Annotated in this window: 8 protein-coding genes; 7 read left to right on the top strand and 1 reads right to left on the bottom strand. The window is 56.6% G+C overall.

What is annotated here, in order from left to right; all coding sequences use genetic code 11:
- The first annotated feature begins 3 nt into the window (after nt 1–3).
- The 5 genes from ACMGG3_RS13735 (at nt 4) to ACMGG3_RS13715 (ending at nt 6,097) form a co-directional block, all read left to right on the top strand.
- Nucleotides 4–453, top strand: a complete 450-nt coding sequence (locus tag ACMGG3_RS13735; protein ID WP_014171421.1) for a flavodoxin — start codon at nt 4–6, stop codon at nt 451–453.
- A gap of 372 nt (nt 454–825) precedes the next feature.
- The gene (locus tag ACMGG3_RS13730) at nt 826–2,181 is read left to right on the top strand and encodes an MFS transporter (RefSeq protein ID WP_020883799.1); all 1,356 of its coding nucleotides are present in this window, start codon (nt 826–828) and stop codon (nt 2,179–2,181) included.
- On the top strand, nt 2,181–3,521 hold the full coding sequence (locus ACMGG3_RS13725; RefSeq protein WP_333177463.1) for an enolase C-terminal domain-like protein: 1,341 nt from the start codon (nt 2,181–2,183) through the stop codon (nt 3,519–3,521). Before ACMGG3_RS13730 ends, ACMGG3_RS13725 begins: the two co-directional genes overlap by 1 nt.
- A gap of 15 nt (nt 3,522–3,536) precedes the next feature.
- The gene (gudD, locus tag ACMGG3_RS13720; RefSeq protein ID WP_324284949.1) at nt 3,537–4,874 is read left to right on the top strand and encodes a glucarate dehydratase; all 1,338 of its coding nucleotides are present in this window, start codon (nt 3,537–3,539) and stop codon (nt 4,872–4,874) included.
- 77 nt (nt 4,875–4,951) lie between these two features.
- The gene (locus ACMGG3_RS13715) at nt 4,952–6,097 is read left to right on the top strand and encodes a glycerate kinase (RefSeq protein WP_020883802.1); all 1,146 of its coding nucleotides are present in this window, start codon (nt 4,952–4,954) and stop codon (nt 6,095–6,097) included.
- Between the two features lie 46 nt (nt 6,098–6,143).
- Here ACMGG3_RS13715 and barA read toward each other — a convergent pair whose 3' ends face one another.
- Nucleotides 6,144–8,903 carry a two-component sensor histidine kinase BarA gene (barA, locus tag ACMGG3_RS13710; RefSeq protein ID WP_032678874.1) on the bottom strand — a complete coding sequence of 920 codons (2,760 nt, stop codon included), beginning with the start codon at nt 8,901–8,903 and terminating at the stop codon, nt 6,144–6,146.
- A gap of 57 nt (nt 8,904–8,960) precedes the next feature.
- Here barA and rlmD point away from each other — a divergent pair, with 57 nt between their 5' ends.
- Nucleotides 8,961–10,259, top strand: coding sequence for a 23S rRNA (uracil(1939)-C(5))-methyltransferase RlmD (gene rlmD / locus ACMGG3_RS13705; RefSeq protein WP_414149250.1), 1,299 nt, complete (start codon nt 8,961–8,963; stop codon nt 10,257–10,259).
- 51 nt (nt 10,260–10,310) lie between these two features.
- Complete coding sequence (gene relA, locus ACMGG3_RS13700; protein ID WP_014171414.1) at nt 10,311–12,542, top strand: GTP diphosphokinase; 2,232 nt, start codon at nt 10,311–10,313, stop codon at nt 12,540–12,542.
- Nucleotides 12,543–12,602: the final 60 nt, after the last annotated feature.

Here is a 12,602-nt window from a genome sequence, read left to right as displayed (position 1 = left end):
ATCATGGCTGAAGTGGGCATTTTTGTCGGCACAATGTACGGCAACTCGCTGCTGGTAGCAGAAGAGGCTGAGGCGATACTCGCAGGTCAGGGCCATAAAGCCACGGTCTATGAAGACCCGGAACTGGCAGACTGGGAAAAGTACAAAGATAAATACATTCTTGTGGTTACCTCCACTACCGGGCAGGGCGATCTGCCGGACAGCATCGTGCCGCTTTTCCAGGCAATCAAGGATCAGCTTGGCTATCAGCCGGATGTTCACTACGGCATCATTGCTCTGGGCGACAGTTCTTACGCCAATTTCTGCGGCGGTGGTAAGCAGTTCGATGCGCTTTTGCAGGAACAGAGCGCGCAACGCGTCGGTGAGATGCTGCTGATTGATGCCGGTGAACACCCTGAGCCAGAGAGTGAATCGAACCCGTGGGTTGAACACTGGGCAACGCTGCTTAAATAACCCTCTGGCCGGGCAGCCCTTCGCATACCCGGACCCCCGTGCCCACGTGGCGCGAGCGCAAACACAAAACGGTAACGTCGGTTACCGTTTTGCTTTTCTCCCGCCTTCCGGCGAATTCCGTGAACTACCTTCCACTGCTTTGGGCTTATGCCCCAAACAACTTCTCATTGACCCCTCAATGTTGTGTTCATGCACGGTGAGGGACAGAGGCACTTCTCCCTATACTTTTCCGGTCAGTCATCAAAAAGGCAGTGCGCACTATAAAACGGCATCAAGCCGTACCAAAACTGCCAAATACTAACCCTCATTCTGGTTACCCTACCGGTGCTGTACAGAATGAACTGGCGAGAGCCTGGATTCAGGAGTGCAACAATGAGTACATTAAGCCACGCGGCGAGCAGCGCTGAGAAGCGCACAAATGCGCGCTACTGGATAGTGGTGATGCTGTTTATCGTCACATCCTTTAACTATGGTGACCGTGCCACGCTGTCGATTGCCGGTTCTGAAATGGCAAAAGACATCGGTCTTGATCCGGTTGGCATGGGCTACGTTTTCTCCGCATTTTCATGGGCCTACGTTATCGGCCAAATTCCTGGCGGCTGGCTGCTTGATCGTTTTGGCTCCAAACGCGTCTATTTCTGGTCCATCTTCATCTGGTCGGCATTTACCCTGTTGCAGGGCTTCGTCGATGTGTTCAACGGATTTGGCATCATCGTTGCGCTCTTCACCCTGCGCTTCCTGGTGGGCTTAGCCGAAGCACCTTCCTTCCCCGGTAACAGCCGTATTGTGGCGGCGTGGTTCCCGGCGCAGGAGAGGGGAACGGCGGTAGCAATTTTTAACTCTGCGCAATACTTTGCGACGGTGATCTTTGCACCCATTATGGGCTGGCTGACGCATGAAGTGGGCTGGTCACATGTCTTCTTCTTTATGGGTGGGCTTGGGATCATCATTAGCTTCGTCTGGCTGAAAGTGATCCATGAACCGAACCAGCATCCCGGCGTGAATAAAAAAGAGCTGGAGTACATTGCTGAAGGCGGGGCGCTGATCAACATGGATCAGAAATCGGCAAAAGCAAAAGTGCCGTTCAGCCAGAAATGGGCGCAGATCAAACAGCTCGTCGGCTCGCGCATGATGATCGGCATCTATCTGGGCCAGTATTGCATTAACGCCTTAACCTACTTCTTCATCACCTGGTTCCCGGTTTACCTGGTGCAGGCACGCGGGATGTCGATCCTGAAAGCGGGCTTTGTGGCCTCAGTCCCGGCTATCTGCGGTTTTGTAGGGGGCGTGCTGGGGGGCGTGATTTCCGACTGGCTGATGCGTCGTACAGGCTCTTTGAATATCGCGCGTAAAACGCCGATTGTGCTCGGTATGCTGCTCTCCATGACCATGGTGTTCTGTAACTACGTCAGCGCTGAGTGGATGATTATTGGCTTTATGGCGATGGCCTTCTTCGGTAAAGGGATCGGTGCCCTCGGCTGGGCGGTCATGGCGGATACCGCACCGAAAGAGATCAGCGGCCTGAGCGGTGGACTGTTCAATATGTTTGGCAACATCTCCGGGATTGTGACCCCCATTGCCATCGGCTACATCGTGGGAACCACCGGCTCCTTCAACGGCGCGCTGATTTATGTTGGCGTACACGCGCTGGTGGCGGTCCTGAGCTACCTGGTTCTGGTGGGTGATATCAAGCGCGTGGAACTTAAACCTGTAGTGGAGCGCGGCTGATGACGACTCAATCAAGCCCGGTGATTACCGACATGAAGGTCATTCCGGTGGCCGGACAGGACAGTATGCTGCTCAACATCGGTGGCGCACATAACGCCTGGTTTACCCGTAATATCGTGGTGCTGACGGACTCCGCGGGCCACACCGGCGTTGGAGAAGCGCCGGGTGGCGAGGTTATCCACCAGACGCTGGTAGACGCCATTCCGCTGGTCGTCGGGAAAGAGGTAGCTCGCCTCAATAACGTGGTGCAGCGGGTGCACAAGGGCAATCAGTCGGCAGACTTTGATACGTTCGGCAAAGGCGCCTGGACATTCGAACTGCGCGTCAACGCTGTCGCCGCGCTAGAGGCTGCGCTGCTTGATTTACTGGGTAAGGCGCTGAAGGTCCCGGTCTGCGAACTGCTGGGGCCAGGAAAACAGCGCGACGCGGTGACGGTGCTCGGTTATCTGTTTTACGTTGGCGATCGCAATAAAACCGACCTGCCTTATCTGGCGCATTCCCCTGGCGACCATGAGTGGTATCACCTGCGTCACCAGGAGGCACGTTCCGGTGAGGCGGTGGTTCGGCTGGCGGAAGCCGCGCAGGATCGCTACGGATTTAAAGATTTCAAGCTGAAAGGCGGCGTATTGCCCGGCGAGCAGGAGATTGAAACTGCCCGCGCGCTCAAAAAACGCTTCCCGGATGCGCGCATCACGGTGGATCCGAACGGTGCATGGCTGCTGGATGAGGCCATTGCCTTATGCAAAGGGCTGGACGACGTGTTGACCTACGCGGAGGACCCGTGCGGGGCCGAGCAGGGCTTCTCCGGTCGTGAAGTGATGGCGGAATTCCGGCGTGCCACCGGTTTACCGGTGGCCACCAATATGATCGCCACCAACTGGCGTGAAATGGGCCATGCGGTGATGCTGAACGCGGTCGATATTCCGCTGGCGGACCCGCATTTCTGGACACTCTCAGGTGCCGTTCGCGTCGCACAGCTCTGCGACGACTGGGGACTGACCTGGGGTTGTCACTCCAACAACCATTTCGACATTTCGCTGGCGATGTTTACGCACGTTGGCGCGGCGGCTCCGGGCAACCCGACCGCCATTGATACCCACTGGATTTGGCAGGAGGGAGAAGCCCGCCTGACGAAAGAACCGCTGGTAATCAAAAATGGCAAGATTGCCGTACCAGATGCACCGGGGCTGGGCGTTGAGCTTGACTGGGATCAGGTTCATCACGCGCATGAGGCGTATAAAAAACTGCCAGGCGGCGCGCGTAACGACGCGGGGCCGATGCAGTACCTGATCCCCGGCTGGACATTTGATCGTAAGCGCCCTGTTTTTGGACGTCACTGATAAAAGGATTGAACGATGAGTACTTTTACTACCCCTGTAGTCACTGCCATGCAGATCATTCCGGTCGCCGGCCATGACAGCATGTTGATGAACCTGAGCGGAGCGCATGCGCCGTTTTTCACCCGCAATATTGTCATTATCAACGATAACTCCGGGCATACCGGCGTGGGTGAAATCCCCGGTGGTGAGAAGATCCGCAAAACGCTGGAAGAGGCCGCTCCGCTGGTGGTGGGAAAAACGCTGGGCGAATATAAAAATATCCTCAATACCGTGCGGAGCACCTTCGCTGACCGTGATGCCGGCGGTCGTGGTCTGCAAACCTTCGACCTGCGAACCACCATTCACGTGGTCACCGGTATCGAAGCCGCGATGCTGGATCTGCTGGGCCAACACCTGGGCGTTAACGTTGCGTCGCTGCTGGGCGAAGGCCAGCAGCGCAGTGAAGTGGAAATGCTGGGCTATCTGTTCTTCGTTGGCGACCGCACGCTGACGCCGCTGCCGTACCAGAACCAGGCGGATGAACAATGTGACTGGTACCGACTCCGCCACGAAGAAGCGATGACCCCGGATGCGGTGGTGCGCCTGGCGGAAGCCGCGTACGAAAAATATGGCTTCAACGATTTCAAACTTAAGGGCGGCGTGCTTGCGGGTGAACAGGAGGCGGAAGCCATTACCGCACTGGCAAAACGTTTCCCGCAGGCGCGCGTCACGCTCGACCCGAACGGTGCCTGGTCTCTGGATGAAGCTATCCGCATTGGTAAACAACTGAAAGGCGTGCTGGCGTACGCGGAAGATCCGTGCGGGGCTGAGCAGGGCTTCTCGGGCCGTGAAGTGATGGCGGAATTCCGTCGCGCCACCGGTTTACCCACCGCGACCAATATGATTGCCACTGACTGGCGTCAGATGGGGCACACCCTGTCGTTACAGTCTGTCGATATTCCGCTGGCAGACCCCCACTTCTGGACGATGCAGGGGTCGGTGCGTGTGGCACAGATGTGCCATGAATTTGGCCTGACCTGGGGCTCGCACTCCAATAACCACTTTGATGTCTCGCTGGCGATGTTCACCCACGTGGCCGCTGCCGCACCGGGCACGATCACTGCTATCGATACCCACTGGATCTGGCAGGAAGGTAATCAGCGTCTGACCAGAGAGCCGTTTGAGATCAAAGGAGGCATGGTGCAGGTGCCAACCACGCCGGGTCTGGGCATTGAGCTGGATATGGATCAGGTGATGAAAGCCCACGAGCTGTATCAAAAACATGGTCTGGGGGCACGCGACGATGCGATGGCCATGCAATATTTGATACCTGACTGGAAATTCGACAATAAACGTCCGTGCATGGTACGATAAACGCATTGGGACCGCTCCCATGAGCGGTCGTTTACGTGGTGTATGCTTAACGTAATGACTATGCGTAAGGATGGCTTATGAAGATTGTTATCGCACCGGATTCGTATAAGGAAAGCCTGAGCGCCCTTGAGGTAGCCACCGCGATTGAGCAGGGTTTTCGCGAGATTTTCCCCGCGGCCGACTTTGTGAAATTGCCGGTCGCCGATGGTGGAGAAGGTACCGTAGAAGCTATGGTGGCGGCGACGCAGGGGCGCATTGTCCATGCTTCTGTCTCAGGCCCGCTGGGTGAGCCTGTGGACGGGTTCTATGGCATCTCCGGTGACGAACAGAGCGCGTTTATTGAAATGGCGGCGGCAAGCGGTCTGGAGCTGGTCGCGCCTTCGCAACGCAATCCCCTTCTTACCACCTCCTGGGGGACCGGCGAGCTTATCCGGCACGCGCTGGATGCGGGAGTTAAGCATATTATTATTGGTATTGGCGGCAGTGCCACCAATGACGGCGGTGCCGGCATGGTGCAGGCGCTGGGGGTAAAGCTGCTGGATACCAACGAGCAGCCCCTTGGACAGGGGGGCGGCGAGCTGGCAAAACTGGCCCGTATCGACCTGAGCGGGCTGGATAAACGTCTGGCGGAGTGCCGGATTGAAGTCGCCTGTGACGTCACTAATCCGCTCACCGGCGACGAAGGGGCATCCGCGGTCTTTGGCCCGCAAAAAGGCGCCACGCCGGAGATGATTGTGACCCTGGATAATGCCCTGGCGCATTACGCGCAGGTCATTGCCCGGGATCTGGATATCGACGTCATCAACCTTGCCGGCGGCGGTGCGGCGGGTGGGATGGGGGCGGCACTCTACGCTTTCTGCGGTGCGCAGCTTCGTCAGGGGATTGAGATTGTCACCGACGCGCTGCATCTGGCAGAGCAGGTGGCTAACGCCGATCTGGTGATTACGGGAGAAGGGCGCATCGACAGTCAGACGATCCACGGCAAAGTGCCGGTGGGCGTCGCGAAGGTGGCTAAACGCTTTAATAAACCGGTCATCGGTATTGCGGGTAGCCTGACGGCGGATGTCGGGGTGGTACATAATCACGGCATCGACGCGGTATTCAGCGTGATTTATACCATCTGTTCGCTGGAGGACGCGCTGGAAAATGCCAGCGACAATGTGCGGATGGCCGCACGCAATATCGCTGCAGTGCTGAAAGTGGGGCAGGCGTTCAGGCTCTGAACGGCGGGCAATCCTGTTTGCCCTCTCCCGGCGGGAGAGGGCAACGCTAGTTACCTAACACCTTCATGGCTTCCCGCGTCACATTATCCATCTCGTCCAGCAGCTCCAGAAATTCCGGTTCAAGATCTGTTTCCGGCGTGCCCGCGCGAAGCTGTTGCTCCAGCAGCTGGCAGAGATTCTTCAGCCGCGGCACACCGCTGTAGCCGCAGCTACCGTGCAGCTTATGAATGGCTTCCAGCAGATCTTCCGGGTTTTCACCCACCAGCTGCTCTTCGACCTTATTACGAATTTCCGGCAGAAACGCGACCAGCATTTGCAGCATATCGCGGGCCAAATCAGGCTTACCCGCCGCCTGGCGCAGCGCAAGCTGCCAGTCAAAGGTGGCGTTTTGATTGACGCTGATTTCCACCGGTTCGGACGATACCGTGTACGTTCCGCCAATATGCCCCGGCTTATAGCGTAACAGCAGGCTGTGCAGCTTCTCTTCGTCGATAGGTTTGGCCAGATAATCATTCATTCCGGCGCTCAGCAGCTTCTCTTTCTGACCGGCCATCGCGTGGGCGGTGACCGCAATCACCGGCGTTTGCTGCTGATGCGGGAGCTGACGGATCAGCTCGCAGGCACGAATGCCATCCATGCCGGGCATTTGAATATCCATCAGAATTAAATCGAACTGCATCTGTTTCGCATGCTCAACCGCCTGCGCACCGCTGGTACACAGCTCTACGTGCTGAACCTGATCTTCAAGCAACACGCCAATCAGCTTCAGGTTGGCCGGATTATCATCCACCGCCATTACGCTCATCGGCAATTTTTGTTCATCGTCAATCAGCGGCAGGGCGTGCTGGCTCAGACGACAGTATTCCGTCAGTGCTGGCAGCAGGCGGGTCGCGGTAAGTGGCTTAAGCAGGCAGGCGGCGGCCCCGTCATTTTTTAACTCTTCCGCATTGATCTGGGCATGACACGGCAGGGCCAGCAGCAGGTAGTCGGTCATCGATGCGGCTTTCGCCAGACGTTCCTGTTGCATGGTGAGCTCGCCGGTAAAGGTGACCGGGACCCCCAACAGCAGGATGTCGTAATGCTCAACGGCAAGCGCTGAGAAGGTAGGACTGTAGATCACCTCCAGCGGCGTGGTGCTTAAGATATCAAGCGTACACTGCGCCGCTGCGGCGTTCGGCTCAACGTAGGCAAGGCGCATTCCTTTCAGGCAATTGGTTACCGGACCGTCGGTCAGCACGTTCGGGTTAAGGTCCAGATTGATATGGAACCAGAACGTGGAGCCCCGGTTTGGCTGGCTGTGGAAAGAGATATCTCCACCCATCTCCTTAACCAGTTTCTGTGTGATAACCAGACCCAGCCCCGTGCCGCCATGACGTCTGGAAATACTTGCATCGGCCTGACGAAACGCCTGGAACAGACGGGACTGATCCCGCTCCGGAATACCGATGCCGGTATCGCGGATCTGAACTTCAATCTGAACCTTGTTATTACTGATGGAGCGCTTTTCCACCAGAATATCAATGTTGCCGCTTTCGGTGAATTTGATGGCGTTACCGACAAGGTTTGTAATCACCTGCTGCAGGCGCAGCGGGTCGCCAATGACGTTATCCGGCACGTCATTTTTAATGTTGAGCGTCAGCTCCAGGCCTTTATCGTGCGACGAGTGTGCGAGCAGCGTCACCACTTCATCGAGCGTGCTGCGCAGCGGGAACGGGATGCTCTCCAGGATCAGCTTGCCGGCTTCCAGCTTGGAGAAGTCCAGCACGTCGTTAATGATCGCCAGCAGGTTGTTGGCCGAGCGCTCAATGGTGTGCAGATGATCGCGCTGGGTTGGGTTCAGTTCGCTTTTAAGCGTCAGACGGGTAAAGCCAATCACGCCATTGAGCGGCGTACGCAGCTCGTGGGACATATTCGCGAGGAACTCGGATTTGATACGTGCGGCTTCCTGCGCGCGTTTTTTCGCCAGATCCAGCTCAACGTTCTGAATCTCCATCTGCTCCAGGGTTTCGCGCAGGTCAGAGGTCGCCTGGTCGACGTTGTGCTGCATCTCTTCGTGATACGCTGCCAGCGACATCGCCATCGAGTTAATGCCGTTTTTGAGCATATCGAGCTCGCCCAGCATAAACCCTTCCACCCGGCTGTCGAGCTGGCCCCGGCGAATGCGGTCGACGGTGTTAACCATGTTGCGAATGGGCCCCGTCACGTCACGCATCAGGCGCCAGCCGAAGATAAGTGCAATCCCGATACAGAACAGCATCATAACGCCGGAGATGAAAATTTCTTTGTACTGCTGCAGACGCACCGACTTGAGATCCAGCTCCAGCGCCACATATCCGAGCATATTGTCGCTGGATTTGGCGTCAGATTGGGCGGATTCATCGGGTGAATAGCTTTCCGAAATAATCGGGGTGCGCAGGATCATGATATCGCCGCGTCGCAGCACGGTGAGGTGGCGCGGGAAGGGCGTACCGTCAGGAATTTTCAGGGCCGCTGGATCCAGATGAAAATTCGAGGTGACAAAGAGGCGGTTATGCTCGTCGTAAACGGAGATGGCACGCACGATATCCGAATGACGGCGGTGCAGCACGCTGATTAACTGACCTATCGATTCGCGGTTTTGCAGGTTCATCCCATACTCACTGGAGACGGCCAGCGGTTCGATAATGCTGGCACCGGCATCTTCCAGTTGCCGCTGCAAATCGTTATAGCGGTGCACCACAAAAAAGATACTCAGCAGCAAACCGATGAGAACGGTGGGGGCGAGGATCAAAATCATCATGCGCGCGCGCAGGCTGTAGTTGGTCATGGCGTTCCGTTATGGGACAATTAGGATAATTATGTTTATGTGAGAAAAATCTCGGCGATGGCGCAATTCTACTCTGCAAAGCGACGCGTGACGACGCGTCAGATCATAACTGTTGAAGCCACTGACCTCGATCCCTTTGGCCAGGGGGTTGCGCGTCACAATGGTAAGACACTGTTTATAACAGGTTTACTGCCAACAGAACGAGCAGAAATTACGCTGACGGAAGATAAACGCCAGTTTGCACGCGGGCAGGTTAAGCAGCGTCATAACGATAGCCCGGACCGCGTGAAGCCTCGCTGCCCGCATTTTGGCGTCTGCGGTGGCTGCCAGCAACAGCATGTCAGCACAGAATTACAGCAAAAAAGTAAAAGCAGCGCCCTGGCCCGCCTGCTTAAGCACGACGTCAACGAGATCATCGCCGACCAGCCCTGGGGCTATCGTCGTCGCGCGCGTTTGAGCCTGAGCTATCAGCCAAAAACTGAGCGGCTGGAGATGGGGTTTCGCAAAGCCAGCTCCAGCGATATCGTCGATATCAGGCAGTGCCCCATTTTGGTGCCCCGTCTTGAGGCATTGCTTCCTGACGTGCACGCCTGCCTCTGCGGACTGGACGGCGTTCGTCACCTCGGGCACGTCGAACTGGTCATGGCCAACAATGGCCCGCTGATGGTGCTGCGCCACACCGCGCCGCTGTCGAAAAAAGATCGCGAAAAACTGGAACGCTTTTCGCATTCCCACGAGCTGGCGCTTTTCCTTGCCCCACAAAGCGAGATACTTGAGCAACTGACAGGTGAAGCGCCCTGGTATGCGTCAAACGGGCTACGCTTAACGTTCAGTCCGCGAGATTTCATTCAGGTAAATGATGGCGTCAATCAGCAAATGATTGAGAAAGCGCTGATGTGGCTGGATGTGCAGAAGAGCGATCGGGTACTTGACCTGTTTTGCGGAATGGGCAATTTCACGCTGCCTTTGGCCCGGCAGGCGGCAAGCGTTGTGGGTGTCGAAGGCGTTGAGGCGCTGGTAGCTAAAGGGCAGGAGAACGCACGACAGAACGGCTTGCAAAATGTGACATTCTTTCACCAAAATCTTGAGGAAGATGTGACACAGCAGCCGTGGGCGACGCAGGGGTTTGACAAAATTCTTCTCGACCCGGCGCGCTCAGGTGCACCGGGAGTAATGCAACATATAATTAAACTCGCGCCCAGGCGCGTGGTCTATGTTTCCTGTAACCCGGCAACGCTTGCCCGAGACAGTGAGGCATTAATCCGTGCGGGTTACCAGATTCAGCGTCTGGCAATGCTGGACATGTTCCCGCACACTGGGCATCTGGAATCGATGGTGTTGTTTGAGCACATCTAATTAGTTTGGCTTGTCGACTTCGACAGGCCCTGGTCCCTAAAGGAGAGGACAATGGTTGCGGTAAGAAGTGCACATCTTAATAAAGCTGGGGAGTTTGACCCACAAAAATGGATAGCAAGTCTGGGGATTTCCAGCCAGCAGTCGTGTGAACGCTTAACCGAAACCTGGGCCTACTGTCAGCGCACCACTCTGGGGCATCCTGACGCCGAACTGTTATTGTGGCGCGGCGTGGAGATGGTTGAAATCTTATCCATGCTGAACATGGATATCGAAACGCTGCAGGCCGCGCTTTTGTTCCCGCTTGCCGATGCGGATGTCGTCACTGAAGACGTGCTGCGCGACAGCGTCGGGCAATCCGTCGTGGCGTTGATCCACGGCGTACGGGATATGGCGGCAATCCGCCAGCTCAAAGCCGCACATACCGATTCCGTCTCCTCTGAGCAAGTTGATAACGTTCGCCGGATGCTGCTGGCCATGGTGGACGATTTCCGCTGCGTGGTCATCAAGCTCGCTGAACGCGTTGCCCACCTGCGCGAAGTAAAAGATGCGCCGGAAGACGAGCGCGTACTGGCCGCGAAAGAGTGTACGAACATCTATGCACCGCTGGCGAACCGCTTAGGGATTGGTCAACTGAAATGGGAGTTGGAGGATTACTGCTTCCGTTACCTGCACCCGGCAGAATATAAGCGGATTGCAAAACTCCTGCACGAGCGCCGCATTGACCGCGAGCACTATATTGAGGAGTTCGTCAGCGGATTGCGCCAGTCGATGAAAGAAGAGAATGTGCGGGCTGAAGTCTATGGTCGACCCAAGCACATCTACAGCATCTGGCGCAAAATGCAGAAGAAACATCTCGCCTTTGATGAGCTGTTTGACGTGCGCGCCGTGCGCATCGTTGCGGAGCGTCTGCAGGATTGCTACGCCGCGTTAGGGATAGTACATACTCACTTCCGCCATCTGCCAGATGAGTTCGATGACTATGTCGCGAATCCGAAACCTAACGGCTATCAGTCTATTCATACCGTGGTGCTGGGGCCTGGCGGCAAAACGGTCGAGATTCAAATTCGTACCAAACAGATGCACGAGGACGCTGAGCTTGGCGTCGCGGCGCACTGGAAATACAAAGAGGGGACGTCAGGTGGCGTGCGCTCTGGTCATGAAGACCGCATTGCCTGGCTGCGTAAGCTGATTGCGTGGCAGGAAGAGATGGCGGATTCCGGCGAAATGCTGGATGAAGTGCGAAGCCAGGTCTTTGACGACCGGGTCTACGTCTTTACGCCGAAAGGTGACGTGGTCGACCTGCCAGCAGGCTCCACGCCGCTGGACTTTGCCTATCACATCCACAGTGATGTGGGGCACCGCTGTATCGGGGCGAAAATCGGCGGGCGTATCGTACCGTTTACCTATCAGCTGCAGATGGGCGACCAGATTGAAATCATCACGCAGAAGCAGCCTAACCCGAGCCGTGACTGGCTTAACCCGAACCTGGGTTATGTCACCACCAGCCGCGGGCGCTCAAAAATTCACGCCTGGTTCCGTAAGCAGGATCGTGACAAGAACATTCTTGCCGGTCGCCAGATCCTCGACGACGAGCTGGAACATATCGGCATAAGCCTGAAAGAGGCCGAGAAATTCCTGCTGCCGCGCTACAACTTCAACGAGCTGGATGAACTGCTGGCGGCGATTGGCGGCGGTGATATCCGTCTTAATCAGATGGTGAACTTCCTGCAGGCGCAGTTCAACAAGCCAAGCGCGGCGGAGCAGGATGCGGCGGCGCTGAAGCAGCTGCAGCAGAAAACCTATGCGCCACAACAGCGCAGCAAAGACAATGGCCGCGTTGTGGTGGAAGGGGTGGGTAATCTGATGCATCACATTGCCCGCTGCTGCCAGCCAATCCCGGGTGATGATATCGTTGGCTTTATCACTCAGGGACGCGGGATTTCCATTCACCGTTCAGACTGCGACCAGCTTGCCGAGCTGCAGTCGCATGCACCGGAACGTATTGTGGAAGCGGTCTGGGGCGAGAGCTACTCGGCGGGGTACTCGCTGGTGGTTCGCGTCACCGCAAACGACCGTAGCGGCCTGCTGCGTGATATTACGACCATTCTCGCGAACGAGAAGGTCAACGTGCTGGGCGTGGCCAGCCGCAGCGATACGCGCGAGCAGCTTGCCACCATCGATATGACCATCGAAATCTACAACCTGCAGGTGCTGGGCCGCGTGCTTGGCAAACTGAACCAGGTCCCGGATGTGATTGACGCACGTCGTCTGCACGGCGGGTAAGCCCACCTTTCTGTAAGCCGGGTAAGGCGTAGCCTTTACCCGGCATTTATTTTTAATCAG

It is taken from the genome of Enterobacter sp. BNK-18 (genome assembly GCF_047456135.1).
Taxonomy (GTDB): Bacteria; Pseudomonadota; Gammaproteobacteria; order Enterobacterales; family Enterobacteriaceae; genus Enterobacter; species Enterobacter ludwigii.
Note: the sequence above shows the minus strand (reverse complement) of the source record. Positions and strands in the feature narration are given on the sequence as shown.